Origin of the sequence: Arthrobacter sp. 9MFCol3.1 (assembly GCF_000620385.1) — a bacterium.
Taxonomy (GTDB): Bacteria; Actinomycetota; Actinomycetes; order Actinomycetales; family Micrococcaceae; genus Arthrobacter.
Map to the genome: position 1 here is coordinate 324,524 of NZ_KK211131.1, position 19,837 is coordinate 344,360.

The window sequence follows — 19,837 nt, forward strand, 5'->3', positions numbered from 1 at the left end:
GCATTAAGAGGCTAGCACTCCGCGGGGTCACTAAAGCGAATAATCTGCATTAACATGGTGTGATGATGGCTACAGCAACACCACGGCCCGGCGGCCGCAGCGCCCGGGTCCAGCAGGCAGTACACGAGGCTGTCCGATCCCTGCTGGAGGAGAACGGCGGGGACCGCACGGCTCTTTCGGTGCCCCTGGTGGCCGAACGCGCCGGCGTGAACTCGTCCACGATCTACCGGCGCTGGGGCGACCTTCAGCGGCTGCTCGCCGCCGTCGCCTCCAACCGGATGCTGCCCGAGCAGGTGGAGGACACCGGATCGCTGAGAGGGGACATGGAGGCCTGGTTCGAGCCCTACGTCGAGGAGTTTTCCTCGCCGCTCGGCCGCCAGGTGCTGCGGGACATGCTCGCCGACGGCGCGGTGACCCGGGATTACTTCGCCCTCATGCGGGGCCATGTCGAGGAGATCAGGGATCTTGCCCGGACACGCGGAGAAGGCGCACCCACGGCGCAGGAGATCATCGACGTCGTGGTGGCGCCGGTGATCTACCGGATCCTGTTCAACCACGAATCCGCTCCTGAACTGCGCGTCCGGGACAGGATTGCCCGGCTGCTCGGCCCCGAGGAATCCTCGGCCGCGCCGCGGGACTAAAATCGTTCCCAGCCCATCCACCACCAATGCGAGGAGCACCCATGCGCGCCACCATCATCCACGGCCCCGGCGACATCCGAGTCGAAGACCGCGACTACCCCACGATCCAGCTGCCCACCGACGTGATCGTGAAGGTCACCGCCTCCTGCGTCTGCGGCTCGGATCTCTGGCCGTACCGCGGGGTCAAGCCCACCCACAAACCGTCCGCGATCGGGCACGAGTTCATCGGGACGGTCGAAAGCGTCGGCGCGGATGTCAAGGACCTCGCCGTGGGCGACTTCGTGATCGCACCGTTCGTGGTCAGCTGCGGCGCGTGCCCGCAGTGCCTCAACGGCGTCACGGTGGCCTGCGACCACCTCGCCGGCTGGGGCGGCAAGGATGACACCGGTCACGGGATCGACGGCGGCCAGGGCCAGGCCGTCCGCGTACCGCTCGCCGAGTCCACGCTGGTCAAGGTACCGGGCGTCACCGACCCGGACGACGCCCTCCGCGCCAGCCTGCTCACGCTCTCCGACGTCATGGCCACCGGCCACCACGCAGCCCTCGCCGCCAAGGCCGGCCCCGGCCGGACGGTCGTGGTGGTCGGCGACGGCGCCGTCGGGCTCTGCGGCGTCCTGGCCGCCAAGCGCCTCGGCGCGGAGCGGATCATCGCCATGTCGCGGCACGCCGACCGCCAGGCGATCGCCCGCGAATTCGGGGCCTCGGACATCGTCGCCGAACGCGGCGACGAGGGCGTCGCCAAGGTCCGCGAACTGCTCGGCGGTGTGCTGGCCGATTCCGTGCTGGAGTGCGTGGGGACCAAGGAATCCATGGAGCAGGCCCTGAACAGCGTCCGCCCGGGCGGCGCGCTCGGCTTTGTCGGCGTCCCCACCGGCGGCGCCGAGGCCCCGCTGCGCTTCCTGTTCGACACCAACATCTCGATCGGCGGCGGCATGGCCCCGGCCCGGACGTACATCCCGGAACTGCTGGCCGACGTGCTGGACGGCACCATCAATCCGGGCCGCGTGTTCGACTCGGTCATGCCGCTGGAGGAGGCGCCGGAGGCCTACCGCGCGATGGACGAAAGGCGCGCCATCAAGGTCCTCCTGACCCCGTAACAGTGTCTCGACGGCGGCCGCGCCTTTAGCCGCGCGGCCGCCTGCGCCGGGCCCTGGCTCCCGCCCTTGCACGGGCAAGGACGAGGGTCTAGCGTGAAGCGCATCAGCATCCGCCGCCGTCAAGGAGCCGTCATGGCCAGGTTCGTGCAGATCATCGAATTTCAGTCCTCCCGCATTGAGGAGATCGAGCAGCTCGGCCGGCCCTCCAGGACGGAGGGATCCACTGCCCCGACCTTCCGCCGCATCATGGCCACCGCAGACCGCGACCGCCCCGGAACCTACTACACGATCGTGGAATTCGACTCCTACGAGTCGGCCATGGAGAACTCCAACCGGCCCGAGACCTCCGAATTCGCCGCGAAGATGGCCGCCCTGTGTGACGGCCCTCCGGTCTTCCGCAACCTGGATCTGATGTGGGAGGACACCGGCGAGGCCGACGCCGGCCAGTAGGCCGGCAGGCTCGCTTGGCAGAGGTGCCGCTGCGCCGCCGGACTCAGGGCCGGCGGCGGCCCGCGGCTTGAATACGTGGCTTGACCACGTGGCTTGAAGACGCGGACAGGACGTGGGAGCAGGGAAATGGGTTCTGCAGATGGCAGGGCGCCGGAAAGTCTCGTCATGGATCTCAGCGAACTGGGTTCCGCTCCCCTGCCGCTCGTGGGCGGAAAGGCCCTGAACCTCGGCAAGCTCACGACCGCCGGGTTCCGCGTACCCCGCGGATTCTGCCTCACCACGGTTGCCTACCGAAAGGCGGCCCCGGCCGAACTGGACGCGCTGGCAGCCCGGCTGGACAGTGCGCAGTACGGCTCGTGGAACGACGACAAACCAGACGACGGCGAACCAGGCCGCCCCGGGTCGGCCCAGCCCGGACCAGACTTGGGCGAACTCGCCCGGCAGGCGCGTGAAATGATCGTGACCGCGCCGATTCCCGCCGACGTCGATGCCGCCCTCCGCGGCGCGTATGCCGCGCTGGGCAGCCGGGCCACAGTGGCAGTCAGATCCTCCGCCACCGCCGAGGACCTGCCCTTCGCCAGCTTCGCCGGCCAGCAGGATTCCTTCCTCAACATCTCCGGAGCAGATGCCGTCGTCGAGTCTGCCCGGCGCTGCTGGGCCTCGCTCTGGACCGAACGGGCTGTGGCCTACCGCGCCGCCAACGGGATCAGCCACCGTGACGTGGGGCTCGCCGTCGTCGTCCAGGACCTGATCACCGCCACCAGCGCCGGTGTGCTCTTCACCGCCAATCCCGTGACGGGCACCCGGACCGAAACGGTCATCGATGCGAGCGCCGGGCCCGGCCAGGCGGTGGTCTCCGGCAGCGTGAACCCGGACCATTTCGTCGTGGATACGGCCACGGGACGCATCCTCCTCCGTTCACCGGAGGGGACGGCGGGCCGGCGGCGGCCGAGCCTGGACGACGCCCGGATCCGCGAACTCACGGCCCTGGGCGACACCGTCCAGCAGCTCTTCGGTGCACCCCAGGATGTGGAATGGGTGATCGACGCCGCGGGCAGGATCTGGGTGACGCAGTCGCGGCCTATCACCACGTTGTATCCGTTGCCGGACCCCGCCGCGCCCGAACCCCTGGGCGCGGAGTTGGGGGCCGCGACCGACACCCGCGTGTACCTGTGCGGCACCTTGCTCCAGGGCCTGACCCGGCCGCTCACCCCGATGGGGCTTTACGTACTGGGCTCAATGCGGAACGGCAAGGGGCCGTGGCTATACGTCAACCCGGGGCTGCGCATGTATGTCGACATGACGTTCATGGTGCGCAATAAGTACGGCCGCCGCTATCTGCTGCGGATACTCCCGCTGGCGGACGGGCGGTCGGGCGCGGTTTTTCCGGCACTCCTCGACGATCCACGGTTCGGCCTCCGGGAACGGCCGCGGCGCACGGCGCGTGCCGGCGGCGCGGGAACGGCAGCCCCGGCAAGGACGGGGAAGGGCCCCGCTGCAGCCCGCAGCACGGACAACATGGCCAATCTGGCTCTGATCGTCCGGGTGATTCCGTCGTTGCTGCGGGCCGCGGTACGGCCCTCCGCCGAACTGCGCCACGCCTTCGACTATGGCAAGCGGCTTGAGGCACAGCTGGTCCTGCCCGAACCCGCAACCGCCTTCGGCCGGCTGGACCACGTCGTGCGCATCCTGGCGCGCACCACGGACGAGCTGATCCCGGCAACACTGCCCGGGCCGTCCGTTGGTTACCTGCTCCTCGCCGCCGCCCGCCGGCTGCTGCGGGGCATCGCGGAACCGCGGGAACTCGAGGCGGTATTGCGGGGGCTGCCCAACAACGTCACCACCGAGATGGACCTCGAGCTCTGGCAACTGGCCGTCACGATCCGCGCGCATGACGCGTCCCGCGAGGTGTTCCTGGCCCACGGACCCGGCGAACTGGCCGCCATGTACGCCGCCGGCGCGCTGCCGGCGGTGGCGCAGACCGGTCTGCATGGATTCCTGGACCGCTACGGCCACCGCGCCGTGGCGGAGATAGACCTGGGCATGCCGCGGTGGTCGGAGAAGCCGGACCACATCCTCGGCATGATTTCCAACTATCTCCATGTCGAGGATCCAGAGCAGGCGCCCGACCGGCAGTTCGCCCGCGCGGAGGAACATGCCGAGGCCAGGATCCGCAGCCTGGTGGAACGGACCAAGGTCCGGAGCCGGATCCGCGCCCGGGCGGTGGAGTTCTGCCTGCGCCGGACCCGCGAGTTGTCCGGACTGCGCGAACTGCCTAAGTTCTACATCATCCTCACGCTCGCGGAAATGCGCCGCCAACTCAAAGTAGTCGGCGCCGAACTGGCCCGGTCCGGAGCGATCGCCGCCGTGGACGACGTGTTTTTCCTGGAATTCGACGAGGTCCGTGTGGGTCTGCGGGGTGCGGATCTCAGAGGTGTCGTGGCGGACCGCCGCCGGCTCTACGACGTCGAACTGCGCCGGCGCCGGATTCCCCGGGTCCTGCTCTCCGATGGCACGGATGTGGAGGCCGCGGTAATGGCCAAGTCCCCCGCTTCCGACGCACTCACCGGGACTCCGGCGTCGGCCGGCAGCGCCACCGGAACGGTCCGGGTCATCCTGGATCCGGTGGGTGCCCACCTCGAGCCCGGGGAAATCCTCGTGGCCCCCTCCACCGACCCCGGCTGGACGCCGCTGTTCATGACAGCCGGCGCCCTGGTGATGGAAATGGGCGGGGTGATCTCGCATGGCGCCGTGGTGGCCCGCGAATACGGCATCCCGGCGGTGGTGGGCGTGCCGGACGCGACCACCCGTTTACGGACCGGAGAGACCGTGACCGTGGACGGATCGGCCGGAACGGTGCGGCAGGTGGATGCCCCGTTCTCGCCCGCGAAGGCCGCCGGCAGCCTGGCCGGCTGAGCGTCAACCTCGGACCGTGCCGGTGCCCGGCCGTCGAATTGCGGCGGGACCTCCGCCACGCCGCCAGCAGGGGGCTATGTTAGATAGATGGTGTCTGCCGGCAGTAACGCACAGGGCGGCCAGGTTCCCGAGGGCTTTGGTTCGGGGCTGGTGGACGATGCCGCCCGCCGGGACGCCGCGTTGCCCGACTTCGACTGGGCCGTCCTTCCGGAAGGCGTGATGCGCGGCGAGTTCGAGGCACCGAGCGGGACCCTGGCGACGATCGCCGCCGGAGATCCCGGCAAGCCGCGCGTCGTGCTCGTCCCAGGCGCAACCGGCTCCAAGGAAGACTTCATTCTCATGCTGCCCGAGCTCGCCGCGGCCGGCTACTTCGTCCTCAGCTGCGACATTGCCGGGCAGTATGAATCCGCCCAGGCCGGGCCCGAAAACCTCGTTCCGCCCCGGAACTGCTACGACTACGAGCTGTTCCGCGACGATCTCCTGGCCATGCTGGACACCGCAGAAGGCGCGGTGCACGTCGTGGGGTACTCCTTCGCGGCGGTCGTTGCCCAACTGGCGTTCGCCCAGCGGCCAGAAAAGTTCCGCAGCCTGACCTTGATCAGCTGCCCGCCGGCGCCGGGCCAGAGCCTGCGCTACGTGCGCCTGGCAGGCTGGATCAGCTGTTGGGTCAGCTCCAGGGTCGGCACCGCATTAATGATTTGGGGCATCCGCAGGAATATTGCGCGGGTGGCGCCGCAGCGGCTGCGGTTTGTCAGGAGCCGGTTCGCGTTCACGCGCCGCGCCTCGGTGGTAGACATCATCGGCCTCATGAAGCGCACCCCGGATCTGCGGCGGGTGCTGGCGGCCGCGACGCTGCCAAAGCTGGTCGCAGTCGGCGAACATGACCTCTGGCCGCTGGCGTTGCATCGGAGCTTCGCGCAATCAATCGGTGCGCGGATTTCGGTCTACCGCGGGGGCCACAGCCCGTCCGAGACCTCGCCGTACCAGATCAGCCGGGACCTGATTGCGCTGTTCGACGCCACCGTCTCGGCCTGACGAAAGCGGCCGGTTCGGGACGAAGACCCCCGTCAGACCCTTGCACCGCGGCCCGTGGCACCGTACGTTGGGGACAGCGGACGAATGTCTCCGCAGCCGTTGGCCTTATGGCCGCCGGAGATCAGCAGCATTTCAGAAGGATAAAGGCATGGCTACAGGCACAGTTAAATGGTTCAACGCCGAAAAGGGTTTTGGCTTCATTGCCCCGGATGACGGGTCGGCCGACGTTTTCGCCCACTACTCGGCAATCGCTACCAGCGGCTACCGCTCGCTGGACGAGAACCAGAAGGTTGAATTCGACGTCACGCAGGGCCCGAAGGGTCCGCAGGCTGAGAACATCCGCCCGCTCTAAGTACTCCGGAAAAAGCCCCGGCCGCCTGGCCGGGACACTTTCCCCGAAGACCACAACGCCCCTCCGGAGGATTCCTCCGGAGGGGCGTTTGTGCTCCAGGTGTTTGTCCTCGCCGGCCCTGCTGCCGGGCGCGGTGTCAGCCGACGTGCACCCAGGGCCGCCGCGTGACGTCCGGCTCCGCCTCGCGCAGCACTTCGCGCGTCACCGGGGCGATCTCGCCTTCGCCGAAGGCCAGGAACCGCAGCAGGTTGGTGAACGGGTTGCCTTCGGTCCAGCGGAAGTAGATGTGCGGCATCAGCCCGGTGACGTCGCGGATGTGCAGCAGCACGGAGGCGATCGTGTTCGGCACGACAGGCCCGTGGACTTCCAGGATCTGGTACCCGTGCCGGGTGACCCCGCGGACCTCGAGCGCGGTCTCGAAGTCCGAGGAGTCGTCCACCACCACTTCGAGGAACAGCGCCTGGGAGTCGACCGGAAGGTGGCTGACCTCGATCGCGGACGTCAGTTTGTCCAGGTAAGCCTGGGCACTGAGCCGCAGCGGTTCATGGGCGATGATCGCGATCGGGCCGGATTCATTGGCGGCCAGGAATTCCAGGGCCGGGGTGTCCATGCGCACATGGGTGGCATGGAGCTCGAAGGAGCGCCGGACGCGCGAGAGCAGGGAGATCACGATGATCCCGAGGATAAAGAACGCGGCGATCCGGATGCCTTCGGGGCGTTCGAAGATGTTGGCGACCGTGGTGTAGATGAATACGACGGCGATGATGCCGAAGCCGATGCTGCGCTTGCGCTGCTGGCGGCTGCGCGCCGACAGCGTCACGGCAATCGCCGCAGACGTCATCAGGACCAGGACGCCGGTGGCGTAGGCGCCGCCCTGGGCGTCGACGTCGGCGTCGAACAGCCAGGTGATCAGGAACCCCACGAGCGTGAAGACCAGGACCAGCGGCCGCACGGCGCGGGCCCACTCCGGAGCCATGCCGTACCGGGGCAGATAGCGCGGCACGAGGTTCAGGAGCCCGGCCATGGCGGAGGCGCCGGCGAACCACAGGATGGCAATGGTGCTGATGTCGTAGACGGTGCCAAAGCCGTCCCCCAAGTATTCGTGCGCGAGGTAGGCCAGCGCACGCCCGTTCGCCTGGCCGCCGGGCTGGAACTCCTGCGCCGGGATCAGCACCACCGTGGTGAAGCTCGTGGTGACGAGGAACGCACTCATGATGAGGGCCGCCGTCGTCAGCAGCCGGCGGGCACCCTTGATCCGGCCTTCAGGGTTCTCCTCGGTGTCCGTGGCGTGACCCCGGATCTGCGGCATGACGGCGACGCCGGTCTCGAAGCCCGACAGGCCCAGGGCCAGCTTCGGGAAGACGAGCAGCGCGATGCCCACCACCATCAGCGGATTGCCGTGGGACGTGGTCAGGGCCAGCCACCAGTTGTCGACCGCCACCGGCTGCTGCAGGACCTCGATGATCGTTGTGATGACGACGATGACGTTTAGTCCGAGGTAGATGGCGACCAGGACGACGGCGACGCCGATCGCCTCCTTGAACCCGCGCAGGAACACGGCGGCCAGCAGGGCCAGGAAGACCAGCGTGACCGCGACGTTCTGGCCGTGCATCCAGTCGGGAGCGAAGGGGTTTTCGATGGCGTGCGCGGTCGCGTCTGCGGCGGAGAGCGTCATGGTGATCATGAAGTCCGTGGCCGCGAACCCCAGCAGCACCAGGACAAGGAGTTTCCCGCCCCAGCGTGGGAGCAGCCGTTCCAGCATGGCGATGGACCCTTCACCGCGCGGGCTCTCGCCGGCCACCCGGCGGTACACCGGCAGCGCCCCGAGCAAGGTCACGGCCACCAGGACCAGGGTGGCCAGCGGCGAAATCACACCGGCCGCGAGCGCGGCAATGGCGGGCTGGTAGCCCAGGGTGGAGAAGTAGTCCACGCCGGTCAGGCACATGACCTGCCACCACGGATGTTTCTTCAGGTGGCTGTCGCTCACGGCCCCGGGCCCCTGATGGATTCCCTTGGCGTCCTGGAGGCCGAACAGCAGCCAGTTCCTGAAGTGCTCCCCGGCGCCGGGCCGCAGTGCCGAGGGGTCTGCCGGTGGCCGGCTGAGGGTGGTCATGTAGTCCTTTCCAGGCGACGCAGCGCGCCGCTTCCGTCCGCGAGAGTACCAGCGCCCGCAGCCGCCACGGCCCTCCGGCGGACAATCCTGACGGTTCCTTAACGCGGCCTTTCGGATACGCGCCCCCGCCGGACCGGGATGAGCCGACGCATTAAGGGAACGCAAATTTGTGACCTGCAGGCATATGGAAAGCGTTAAGGACCGTTCCGGTGGGGCGCCGCCGGTGATGTCATGGAGCACGAGGACGCTGCCGCCACAGTGACCGCAATCCGATCCTCAGCAGGAGCTAACCGCATGAACTCCACATCCCGGCCGGCACAGAACAGCCCAGGCCTTCCGGCCCGGGCCGCTACGGCCAGGGATTTCGTCGCCGTCGATGACGGCGGGGACTTTTCGTATCACCGGTCGGAACAGGAACTGCTGACGGCCTTCGAGTACGTCGGGGAAGCCGCGTGCATCCTCGACCGCAGCGGCAGCGCCCACCGCCTGGCCTTGGATCCGAACCGTCGCCTGGTCCTCGGGCCCACCTACGGGCCGGTGGAATTCCATTGGCTCCGCCACGCATGGCTGGACGCGCAAAACGCGCACCCGGAAGGGCACCGGCTCCGCCGCTTCTACCCCCTGACCAGGGAAGAAGTGGTCTCGGACCTGTTCGAAACCCTCGCCCTGGAACGCGGGACTGAACCGGTCGGGGGCGCCTGGTCCCTCGAGATCAACGGCGTTGCCTCGCACCCGTCCGGCATGGCGGACATCGACCGCCGGCTCCAGCATCACGATCTGCTGGGGTATGCCCACGTGACGGATCCTTTCGGGCACCTGTACCGGCCAGCGAGGCGCCGCAGACACTGGTATCTGCCGGCAGCCGCCGGATTCATCCTCTACATCGAAATCCCCGCCGCCGCAGCAGCCCGCTGAGACCGCTCCTCCGCCGCCCGCCGACGGCGGGAACGTGTTAAGGATCCGTCAAGATCGCCCCGGGGCCGGGAGCGGCTCCCGGCCCCGGTGTTATCGTCGGCAGTAAACACGATGGTGGGCATCGCGCGGAGAGGCAAAGATGACCACGATGAGCAGGCCGCCTTCGGATCCCTCAGCGGCACGGCCGGGAGCCGGGGATAACTTCAGAAGATGGCTGCTGTTCGGCCTGCAGGATGCCAAGGGAATCCACCAGGGCCCCGGCGCGGTCAGCGACTCCCACCTGAAGAAGCATCCGTGGTGGCAGGTCATGTGCCTGACCGGCGTGGACTACTTCTCCACGCTGGGCTACCAGCCGGCCATTGCGGCCTTGGCCGCCGGCGTGATCTCCCCGCTGGCCACCCTGGTGCTGGTGGCCGTGACCTTGCTCGGGGCGCTGCCGGTGTACCGCCGGGTCGCCGGCGAAAGCCACCGCGGCGAGGGATCCATCGCCATGCTGGAACGGCTGATGCCGCGCTGGGGCGGGAAACTCCTCGTGCTGGTCCTGCTGGGCTTCGCGGCCACGGACTTCATGATCACCATGACGCTCTCCGCCGCAGACGCGACCGCGCACGCCATCGAAAACCCCTTCGCCCCCGCCTGGATGCAGGGCCAAAACGTCGCCGTGACGTTGTTCCTTCTGGCCCTGCTCGGGGCCGTGTTCCTGCGCGGGTTCAAGGAGGCCATCGGCGTCGCCGTCGTCCTCGTCGGCATCTACCTGGGCCTGAATGTCGTGGTGGTGATCACGACCCTCTTCGAAGCGTTCACCCACCCGGTTGCCGTGGGCGACTGGTGGGCCGCCCTGACCACCCAGCACGGGAACCCACTGATGGTGGTGGGCATCGCCCTGCTGGTCTTCCCGAAGCTGGCCCTGGGCCTGTCCGGCTTCGAGACCGGCGTCGCCGTCATGCCGCAGATCCAGGGACGCCCCGGTGACACCGAGGAGAAACCGGCAGGCCGGATCAAGGGTGCCCGCCGGCTGCTGACCACAGCCGCCGGCATCATGAGCGCCTTCCTCATCACGAGCAGCTTCACCACGGTGGTCCTGATCCCGGAGCAGGACTTCGAACCCGGCGGGCCGGCGAACGGCCGCGCCCTGGCGTACCTGGCCCACGAATACCTGGGGAACGGCTTTGGCACGGTCTATGACCTGAGCACGATCGCCATCCTGTGGTTCGCGGGCGCTTCCGCCATGGCCGGGCTCCTGAACCTCGTGCCGCGCTATCTGCCCCGCTACGGCATGGCCCCGGAGTGGGCCCGCGCCGTGCGGCCGCTCGTGCTGGTGTTCACCGCCGTCGGGTTCCTGATCACGTGGCTGTTCGACGCCGACGTCGACGCCCAGGGCGGCGCCTACGCCACCGGCGTCCTGGTCCTGATGACCTCCGCCGCCGTCGCCGTGACGCTTTCCGCCCGCCGCCGCCAGCAGCGCAAGCGCACCACCGGATTCGGCATCATCGCCGTCGTATTCATCTACACCACGGTCGCCAACATCTTCGAACGCCCCGAAGGCATCCGGATCGCTTCGTTCTTCATCCTCGGGATCATCGTGATCTCCCTGCTCTCGCGCGTCCGGCGCTCCTTTGAGCTCCATGCCACCCACGTCCATCTGGACCGTCAAGCGCTGGAATTCATGTCTTCCAGCCTGGAGGGGCCCATCTCGCTGATCGCCCACGAACCCCTGCGGCTTAGTGCTGAGGCCTACCGGGACAAACTGACCTCCGCGATCGAGGTCAGCCACCTTCCGCTGGACAAACAGGCGCTCTTCCTGGAAGTCATCGTGGACGATTCCTCCGACTTTGAAACGGCGCTGGAGGTCCGGGGCATCGTCCGGCACGGCTACCAGATCCTCGAGGTCCACGGACCCGTCGTGCCGAACACGATCGCCTCGGTGCTGCTCCACATCAGGGACGTGACCGGGCTGATGCCGCACATCTACTTCCGCTGGACAGAAGGAAACCCGGTAGTGAACCTCCTACGGTTCCTGTTCCTGGGCGAAGGCGAGATCGCCCCAGTCACGCGCGAAGTGCTGCGCGAGGCCGAGCCGGACGTCACACGGCGGCCCTGGGTCCACGTCGGCTGAGCCTGTTGCCGGTTTCCGCGCCTGTTAAGACGGCATCAAGATCCGCCGTCCGGGCGTTAAGAAACCATCAGTAACCGGCCTTTTGCCTCTGGGGAGGGGTTGACTTTCAGTAGCCCCGCAAACGGGGCGCGGATGAAAGGAACCTGCAATGGCCGACCTGGCTGTTCTCGGAATCCTCATGGTTGCCATGGGGTTTGTTATGTGGATCGGCCACGTCCTGGCCGGGATGGTCGGCAGTGCCGATGACCGGCCGGAGAGTGGCAAGTGAGCGCCGATGCAGTGATGTGGCTCGTTCTGTTACTGGCAGGGCTGTGCCTCTTCGGTTACCTGCTGGCCGTCCTGATCCATCCGGAAAAGTGGTGAGCGGATCATGACCTTCAACCCCGCATCCTTCGCTGTCCAGCTGGCGGCACTCCTTATCGTTCTGGCGGCTGTGCACAAGCCCCTGGGGATCTACCTGACCGGGGTTTTCGAGGGCAAAACGTCGTCCCGGCCCGAGCGTCTGTTCTACCGGCTGTCCGGGATCGACGCCGACACCGAGCAGACCTGGTCCGTCTACCTGCGCAGCGTCCTGGCGTTCTCGGCTGTGTCCATTCTGGCCGTGTTCGGCCTCCAACGTCTTCAGGGCGTCCTGCCCGGCAGCGGCTCCCTGCCTCCCGTGGATCCGTGGGTGGCCATGAACACGGCCATTTCCTTCGTGACCAACACGAACTGGCAGACCTACGTACCGGAGACCACGGTAGGCATTTTTGTGCAGATGGCCCTGCTTGCGGTGCAGAACTTCCTGTCCGCCGCCGTCGGCATCGTCGTCGTCGTCGCCCTCATCCGGGGCATCGCCCGGACCCGCACCGACCGGCTGGGCAACTTCTGGGTGGACCTGACCCGGACATCGTTCCGGGTCCTGCTGCCGATCGCGTTCGTCGCGGCACTGGTGATGGTCCTCGGCGGTGTAGTGCAGAACTTCTGGCCTACGGACGTCGTCAACCAGGCGTCCGGGGTCAGCCAGACCATTCCCGGCGGTCCCGTGGCGTCCCAGGAAGCCATCAAGATCCTCGGAACCAACGGCGGCGGCTACTTCAATGCCAACTCGGCCCACCCCTTCGAAAACCCCAACTCCCTCATCAGTCTTTTTGAGGTGTTCCTGATCCTGCTCATCCCCTCAGCGCTGCCCTACGCCTACGGCCGGATGGTTGGCGACCAGAAGCAGGGCTATACGGTGGTCGCCGTGATGGGCACCCTTTGGCTGGCTTCCATCGCCCTGATGGGCTGGGCCGTCGCCGCCGGCCAGGGCACGGCGACGGCAGCCGCCGGCGGGCTGGGCGAAGGCTTCGAACAGCGCTTCGGTCCGGTGGCTAGCGCGATCTTCGCCACCTCCACCACGCTGACCTCCACCGGCGCCGTCAACGTCGCCCACGATTCCCTGCCGCCGCTGGCCGGCGGGGTGGCCATGGTGAACATGATGCTGGGCGAAGTCGCCCCCGGCGGAACCGGCTCAGGACTCTACGGCCTGCTGATCCTGTCCATCATTTCCGTCTTCATCGCCGGGCTGATGGTCGGGCGCACCCCGGAGTATTTGGGCAAGAAGATCGGCCCGACGGAAATGAAGCTTGCCGCCATGTACATCCTGGTCACGCCGACTTTGGTGCTCGCCCTGTCCGGAATCACCGTCCTGCTGCCGGACATCATGGCCAACGCGCCGGCAACCGGTCCCCACCAGTTCAGCGAAGTGCTCTACGCCTTCACCTCCGGGGCCAACAACAACGGTTCCGCGTTTGGTGGCATCACCACCTCCGGCCCCTTCATGTCGGTCATGCTGGGCCTGGGCATGTTGCTGGGCCGGTTCCTCCCCATCGTTCTGGTGCTCGCCCTGGCCGGCTCCCTCGCCCGTCAGGGCAAGATTCCCGCCTCCGCAGGCACCGTCCCCACCCACGGCCCGCTGTTCGGCTCGCTGCTGCTCGGCGTGACAGTGATCATGACTGCCCTGAGCTACTTCCCGGCCCTTGCCCTGGGCCCCCTCGCAGAAGGACTCCTCAAATGACCCGGTCCCACACGGCATTAGCCACGGACACCGACGCCCAGACCTACGCCGACGGCAACCCCCTCGGCACCCCTGGCGAACACAAGCACCACACCAAGGCCCCGGCAAAACTCACGTTCACGTCCGTCATCGCTGCCCTGCCGCTCGCGGTCCGCAAACTCTCCCCTCGGCAGATGGTCCACTCCCCGGTCATGTTTACCGTGCTGGTCGGGGCCGCCCTGTGCACGGCGATCTCCCTGTACCGGCCCTCGGTGTTCGGCATCGCGGTCACGGCGTGGCTGTGGCTCACCGTCCTCTTCGGCACGTTGTCCGAATCCATCGCCGAGGGTCGCGGCAAGGCCCAGGCCGACAGCCTCCGCGCCAGCCGCAAAGGCGTCCACGCCCGGCTCCGCCAGCCCGATGGCAGCACCCGCGACGTCCCCGGCACGGAGCTGCGGCGGGGTGACGTGGTGATCTGCGAGGCCGGGGACGTCATCCCTTCGGACGGCGAAATCATCGAAGGCCTGGCGAGCGTCGACGAATCGACCATCACCGGCGAATCAGCCCCGGTGATCCGCGAATCCGGCGGTGACCGGTCGTCCGTCACCGGCGGCACGAGGGTCCTCTCGGACCGGATTGTCATCCGTATCACCGCCGAGCCGGGACAGACGTTCATCGACCGGATGATCAAGCTGGTCGAGGGTGCTGTGCGGCAAAAGACGCCCAATGAGATCGCCCTTCACGTGCTCCTGGTGTCCCTGACCATCGTGTTCCTGGCGGTCACCATGTCGCTGGCCCCGTTCGCGGCCCTTGCCGGCGCCACCCCGTCCCCGATCGTGCTGGTCGCCCTGCTCGTCTGCCTGATCCCCACCACCATCGGTGCCCTAGTGCCCGCGATCGGGATCGCCGGGATGGACCGCCTGGTCCAGCACAACGTGCTGGCCACCTCCGGCCGTGCCGTGGAAACCGCCGGGGACATCACCACGCTGCTGCTGGACAAGACCGGCACGATTACGTACGGCAACCGCCGCGCCGTCAATTTCTTCCCCGCCAACCATGTGGAACGGACTCGGATGATCGAAGCGGCCCGGGTCTGCAGCCTGGCCGATGAAACCCCCGAGGGACGCTCCATCCTGGACCTCGCCGCGGACAAGGGCGTGACCGGGGCCGATCTGGCCACACTCGAACGCTCCTCCGGCAATTTTGCCGTGGTCCCCTTCAGCGCCAGCACCCGCATGAGCGGGCTAGACCTTGACGGGCTGCAGATCCGAAAGGGTGCTGCCACCACGGTGGCGGCATTCGTTGCCGACTTCGGCGGGCACACCCCGGCGGAGGTCGAGCACCGGGTACAGGAAATCTCGGCCCAGGGCGGCACCCCCCTGCTGGTCGCCCAGGCGGACAAGGACGGCCGGGCGGACATCTTGGGAACGATCCACCTCGCCGACGTCGTCAAACCCGGCATGCACGCCCGCTTCGCCGAACTCCGGCAAATGGGCATCCGGACCGTGATGATCACCGGTGACAACCCCATCACCGCCAAGGCGATTGCCGCCGAGGCCGGCGTCGATGATTTCCTGGCCGAGGCAACCCCGGAGGACAAGCTCGCGGTCATTAAAAAGGAGCAGTCCGCAGGCCGGCTGGTGGCGATGACCGGCGACGGCACCAACGACGCCCCGGCCCTGGCCGCTGCCGACGTCGGCGTCGCCATGAACTCCGGAACCCCGGCCGCGAAGGACGCTGCCAACATGGTGGACCTTGACTCCGACCCCACCAAACTGATCAACATCGTCGGCATCGGCAAGCAGCTGCTCATCACCCGCGGCGCACTGACCACTTTCTCGGTGGCCAACGATGTCGCCAAGTATTTCGCGATCGTCCCGGCGCTCTTTACCGCTGCTTTCCCGGGGCTTGGACTGCTGAACATCATGGGCCTGGCCACCCCGTCCTCGGCAATCCTGTCCGCAGTGATCTTCAACGCCCTGATCATCATCGCCCTGGTGCCGCTGGCGCTCCGCGGCGTCAAATACCGTGCCGTCTCCGCCAACCAGGCGCTGGCCCGGAACCTGCTGATCTACGGGCTCGGCGGCCTCATCGCACCCTTCATCGGCATCAAGATCATCGACCTCATGATTTCGCTCATCCCCGGAATCGGCTAGGAACATCCCCATGAACATCCTCACCGCCTACCTCCGTCAACTGGGCACCGCCCTGCGGTTCCTGCTCTTCGCCACACTGGTCCTCGGCGTCGCCTACCCCCTGGCCGTCTTCGGCGCAGGACAACTGATCGCCCCGTATCAGGCCAACGGCTCCATCATCAAAGACGGCACCGGCGCCCCGGCCGCGTCCGCCCTGATTGCCCAGGCCGCGGCCGACGACTCCGGCGCCCAGGATCCGCGCTGGTTCCACGCCCGGCCCTCTGCCGTGAAATGGGACCCGGCGTCGTCCTCGGCCAGCAACTTGGGTCCCAACGACCCGAAACTGCTCGACGCCGTTGCCGCCAACCGTTCCGCGGTCGCCGCGGCTGAGGGCGTGGATGCAGCAGCGGTGCCGGCCGACGCCGTGACAGCCAGCGGTTCCGGACTGGACCCGGACATCTCACCCGAGTACGCCAAACTGCAGCTTGCGCGGGTGGCAGCAGCGAACGGCCTGAGCCGCGACGCCGTCGCCTCCCTGGTGGAGCAACACACCAGCAGCGGGCTGGTCGCGTTTCTCGGCCAGCCGTCGGTCAACGTGACCGCCCTCAACCTCGCCGTGGCGGCGGCCGCCCAGCCGTCGCAGCCGGCTCAATCCAAGTGAGAGAATGACGGCATGGCACGTGGATTGCTGCGGATCTTCCTGGGCGCCGCGCCGGGGGTGGGTAAGACCTACGAGATGCTCGAAGAAGCCCACCGGCTCGGCAAGCGCGGCGAGGATGTTGTGGTCGCGTTCGCCATGGACCACGGACGCAGCGAGACGCGGGCACTCCTGGCGGGACTCGAGGTCATTCCGCCCCGAAAGCTGCCGTACCGGGGCACGGAGTTCGAGGAGATGGACCTCGACGCCGTCCTGGCCCGGGCCCCGGGGACCGCGATCGTGGACGAATACGCCCACTCCAACATCCCCGGCAGCCGCAACGAGAAACGCTGGCAGGACGTTGATGCCCTCCTGGATGCCGGCATCAACGTTCTTTCCACCGTCAACATCCAGCATCTGGCGTCCCTTGGGGACGTCGTCAGCGCCATCACCGACGTCCACCAGGCGGAGACGGTGCCGGACGACATTGTCCGCCGGGCAGATCAGATCCACCTCGTGGACATCTCCCCCGAACTGCTCCGCCAGCGCCTGAGCGACGGCAAGATCTACGCCGCCGAAAAGATCGACGCCGCCCTCTCGAACTATTTCCGCCTGGGCAACCTCACGGCACTGCGCGAACTTGCATTGCTGTGGCTGGCCGACAGGGTGGACGAGGGCCTGGCCAAATACCGGGCTGAACAGGGCATCGAGGCCAGCTGGCCGGCCCGGGAACGCATCGTGGTCGGGCTGACCGGCAGCCCCGAAGGGGAAGTCCTGATCCGCCGCGGGGCCAGGATCCTCAACCGCGTCAGCGGCGGGGACCTGCTGGCGGTCCACGTCCGGTCCGCCGATGGTCTCGCCGAGGAGTCGCCCCAGGCGCTGGAGGCCCAGCGCCGCCTGATCCTGGACCTGGGCGGCAGCTACCACATCGTGGCCGGAGAGGATCCGGCCGCCGCGCTCCTGGACTTCGCCCGCAGCGTCAACGCGACCCAGATCGTCGTCGGCATCTCCCGGCACAAGAAACTCGCCGGCCTGATCGGAAACCTGCTCGGCGGTGGGGTCGGCACCCGGGTCGTCCGCGATTCCGGGGACATCGACGTCCACATGGTCTCCCATCCGCTGGGCGGCCGCGGCACCCGCCCGGCCCGGGTGCGCGACCTCGGCCGCCTCCGGGTCACCGTCGGGTTCGGCCTCGCCGTGCTGCTGCCCATGGTCCTGCAGTTGCTGCTGTCCCTGCTGAACCCGGAACAGAATGTGGCCGCCGCCATGCTGGTCCAGCTCACCGGATCGGTGGCGGTGGCCCTGATCGGCGGGTTGTGGCCGGCCATCCTGGCCGCGCTGTGGAGCAGCCTCCTGGTGAATTACTTCTCCACCCCGCCGCTGGGCACCCTCACCATCAACGATCCGCAGAACTTCCTGGCCCTGCTGGTGTTTGTGGGCGTCTCGGCCGCAGTTGCCGTTGTGGTCGACTTATCGGCCCGCCGCTCCAAAGAGGCCGCGCGAGCCCGCGCCGAAGCCACGACGCTCGGTGACCTGACGCGCAGTGCAGCCGGCTCGGAGGACACGGTTCAGGCATTACTGGAACAAGCGCTGAGCGTTTTCCAGGTGCGGGGTGCCGCTGTTTTCAGCCTCGGCCACGGCACCGGGGGCGGCGCAAGCGGCGCAGGACCAGACCGGCGATGGCAACTTCAGGCCGCCGTGGGAGATATTCCAGCCCTGTCCGCCGGCCCGCAAGGGGACGATGCCGCCGGCGACAATGTGGAAGAAATCGACGCCTCCACGCGCCTCGTGCTGTTCGGTCGGATTCTGCCGGCAAGCGACCGGCGCCTGCTCGGGGCGTTCGGCGTTCATCTGGCAGCGCAGCTGGAACGCCAGCAACTGGTGGCCAGCCGGCGGGAAATGCTGCGCCTGGCCGAGAGCAATACGATGCGCACCTCCATCCTCCGCGCTGTCTCGCACGACCTGCGCACCCCCCTGGCCGGGATCAAGCTTGCCGTCGGCGGACTACGGCACGACGACGTTCATTTCACCAAGGAAGAGGAGCAGGAGCTGCTGGCTACGATAGAGGAGTGCTCGGACAGGCTGGACGCCCTGGTGGGCAACCTGCTGGACATGTCCAGGATCACCTCGGATGCCGTCAATCCCCTGCTCAAACCTGTGCGGTGGTACGAGGTCATCCCGGGTTCCCTAAGCGCCGTCCCCGCGGGGCGGGTGCGCGTGGACCTGCCCCCCAACATGCCGGAGATTGAAGCCGACCCTGGAATGCTGGAACGGGTGATTGCGAACATCGTCGAGAATGCCGTGAAGTACGCCCCCGATTCGGACATCGTCCTTGTCGGGGCGGCCGGCGGGCTGAGCCCGGCAACACTCGGAGGGCGCCCCGCCGGCGAGTTGCGGATCATCGATCACGGCCGGGGAATCCCGGCAGAGAGAGTCCTGGAAATGTTCCGGCCCTTCCAGCGGCTCGACGACGCCCCGCAGACCACCGGGATCGGGCTCGGGCTTGCGGTGGCGAAAGGGTTCACGGATGCCATGGGTGGCAGCCTGACCGCGGAAGCTACACCGGGCGGAGGGCTGACAATGATTATTCGGCTTCCGTTGTCCACGGGGACCCCGTATGACGGGCACCGCGCCCAGGCTCCGTTCGAGCCCCGGTCGCAGGTGGCGCGCAGGGCTCATGCGCTGCCCCTTACGTCCGGGCCGGACGCAGCATGACGTCCGTCCTGGTGGTCGACGACGATCCGCATCTGCTCAGGGCCCTCCGGATCACGCTCCAGGCCCACGGCTACTCCGTCACCACTGCAGTGGACGGGACCTCGGCGCTGCTGGCAGCCACCCAGAACCCGCTCTCCCTCGTCATCCTGGACCTCGGCCTGCCTGACATTGACGGAACCAGCGTCCTGAAGGAACTCCGCGGCTTCAGCAGCGTGCCGGTCCTGGTGCTGTCCGCCAGGCACGGATCCGAAGACAAAGTTGAGGCGCTCGACGCCGGCGCCGATGACTACATCACCAAACCGTTCGGCCTGGACGAGCTCCTCGCCCGGATTCGGGCCCTGTTGCGCCGCAGCGTCGAAGCTGAACGGGAAGCCGTGGTCAGGACCGAAGCCTTCACCGTAGACCTGGGCCGGCACCGGGTGACCAAGGACGGCGGGGACGTCCGGCTCACGCCCACAGAATGGAAAATTCTGGAGGTTCTGGTCCGGAATCCGGAAAAACTCATCACCCAGCAGCAGTTGCTCTCCAGGGTCTGGGGTCCGGCCTACGCGAAAGAGACCAACTACCTCAGGGTCTACATGGCTCAGCTGCGACGCAAACTGGAGCCGGACACCGCCAGCCCGCGGCATTTGCTCACCGAGGCCGGCATCGGCTACCGGTTCATGCCCTGATCCAGCCCGCAGACGGCCGGTGATACT

Annotated in this window: 15 protein-coding genes; 14 read left to right on the forward strand and 1 reads right to left on the reverse strand. The window is 67.7% G+C overall.

All coding sequences use genetic code 11. The annotated features are described in order from the left end of the window. Nucleotides 1-62 precede the first annotated feature (62 nt). From C560_RS0118880 to C560_RS0118905, 6 genes are all read left to right on the forward strand, one after another. The gene (locus C560_RS0118880) at nucleotides 63-641 is read left to right on the forward strand and encodes a TetR/AcrR family transcriptional regulator (RefSeq protein ID WP_026539377.1); all 579 of its coding nucleotides are present in this window, start codon (nucleotides 63-65) and stop codon (nucleotides 639-641) included. A 41-nt stretch (nucleotides 642-682) separates the two neighbouring features. After that, a complete protein-coding gene (locus tag C560_RS0118885; RefSeq protein WP_026539378.1) occupies nucleotides 683-1,738 on the forward strand; it encodes a zinc-dependent alcohol dehydrogenase family protein in 1,056 nt (351 codons plus the stop codon). Nucleotides 1,739-1,831: 93 nt separating this feature from the next. After that, on the forward strand, nucleotides 1,832-2,188 hold the full coding sequence (locus C560_RS0118890) for a hypothetical protein (protein WP_231494397.1): 357 nt from the start codon (nucleotides 1,832-1,834) through the stop codon (nucleotides 2,186-2,188). A gap of 165 nt (nucleotides 2,189-2,353) precedes the next feature. Then, nucleotides 2,354-5,104 (forward strand): PEP/pyruvate-binding domain-containing protein, encoded by a 2,751-nt coding sequence (locus C560_RS22435; protein WP_043423416.1) that lies wholly within the window; start codon nucleotides 2,354-2,356, stop codon nucleotides 5,102-5,104. Between the two features lie 87 nt (nucleotides 5,105-5,191). Continuing rightward, nucleotides 5,192-6,139 (forward strand): alpha/beta fold hydrolase, encoded by a 948-nt coding sequence (locus C560_RS0118900; RefSeq protein WP_026539380.1) that lies wholly within the window; start codon nucleotides 5,192-5,194, stop codon nucleotides 6,137-6,139. Between the two features lie 148 nt (nucleotides 6,140-6,287). Next, the gene (locus tag C560_RS0118905) at nucleotides 6,288-6,491 is read left to right on the forward strand and encodes a cold-shock protein (RefSeq protein ID WP_009357211.1); all 204 of its coding nucleotides are present in this window, start codon (nucleotides 6,288-6,290) and stop codon (nucleotides 6,489-6,491) included. A 136-nt stretch (nucleotides 6,492-6,627) separates the two neighbouring features. Here the strand turns inward: C560_RS0118905 and C560_RS0118910 are convergent, their stop codons facing one another. Beyond that, complete coding sequence (locus tag C560_RS0118910; RefSeq protein ID WP_026539381.1) at nucleotides 6,628-8,604, reverse strand: amino acid transporter; 1,977 nt, start codon at nucleotides 8,602-8,604, stop codon at nucleotides 6,628-6,630. Nucleotides 8,605-8,898: 294 nt separating this feature from the next. On the opposite strand from C560_RS0118910, the gene C560_RS0118915 reads away from it, so the two are divergent. The 8 genes from C560_RS0118915 to C560_RS0118955 all read left to right on the forward strand — a co-directional run bounded on the left by C560_RS0118915 (nucleotide 8,899) and on the right by C560_RS0118955 (nucleotide 19,810). Next, entirely contained in the window at nucleotides 8,899-9,519 is a 621-nt protein-coding gene (locus C560_RS0118915) for a hypothetical protein (protein WP_026539382.1), read from the forward strand. 139 nt (nucleotides 9,520-9,658) lie between these two features. Then, on the forward strand, nucleotides 9,659-11,635 hold the full coding sequence (locus tag C560_RS0118920; RefSeq protein WP_026539383.1) for an amino acid transporter: 1,977 nt from the start codon (nucleotides 9,659-9,661) through the stop codon (nucleotides 11,633-11,635). Between the two features lie 264 nt (nucleotides 11,636-11,899). Beyond that, nucleotides 11,900-11,998: a potassium-transporting ATPase subunit F gene (locus tag C560_RS23140; protein WP_018775954.1), complete on the forward strand. Its 99-nt coding sequence runs from the start codon at nucleotides 11,900-11,902 to the stop codon at nucleotides 11,996-11,998. 7 nt (nucleotides 11,999-12,005) lie between these two features. Beyond that, the gene (kdpA, locus tag C560_RS0118935) at nucleotides 12,006-13,673 is read left to right on the forward strand and encodes a potassium-transporting ATPase subunit KdpA (RefSeq protein ID WP_026539384.1); all 1,668 of its coding nucleotides are present in this window, start codon (nucleotides 12,006-12,008) and stop codon (nucleotides 13,671-13,673) included. Further along, on the forward strand, nucleotides 13,670-15,808 hold the full coding sequence (kdpB, locus tag C560_RS0118940; protein WP_026539385.1) for a potassium-transporting ATPase subunit KdpB: 2,139 nt from the start codon (nucleotides 13,670-13,672) through the stop codon (nucleotides 15,806-15,808). Before kdpA ends, kdpB begins: the two co-directional genes overlap by 4 nt. 10 nt (nucleotides 15,809-15,818) lie before the next feature. After that, a complete protein-coding gene (gene kdpC / locus C560_RS0118945; protein WP_026539386.1) occupies nucleotides 15,819-16,448 on the forward strand; it encodes a K(+)-transporting ATPase subunit C in 630 nt (209 codons plus the stop codon). Between the two features lie 12 nt (nucleotides 16,449-16,460). Beyond that, on the forward strand, nucleotides 16,461-19,139 hold the full coding sequence (locus C560_RS22440) for a DUF4118 domain-containing protein (RefSeq protein WP_043423418.1): 2,679 nt from the start codon (nucleotides 16,461-16,463) through the stop codon (nucleotides 19,137-19,139). Then, nucleotides 19,136-19,810: a response regulator gene (locus C560_RS0118955; RefSeq protein WP_026539387.1), complete on the forward strand. Its 675-nt coding sequence runs from the start codon at nucleotides 19,136-19,138 to the stop codon at nucleotides 19,808-19,810. The genes C560_RS22440 and C560_RS0118955 overlap by 4 nt, the downstream gene beginning before the upstream one ends. The last annotated feature ends 27 nt before the right edge of the window (nucleotides 19,811-19,837 follow it).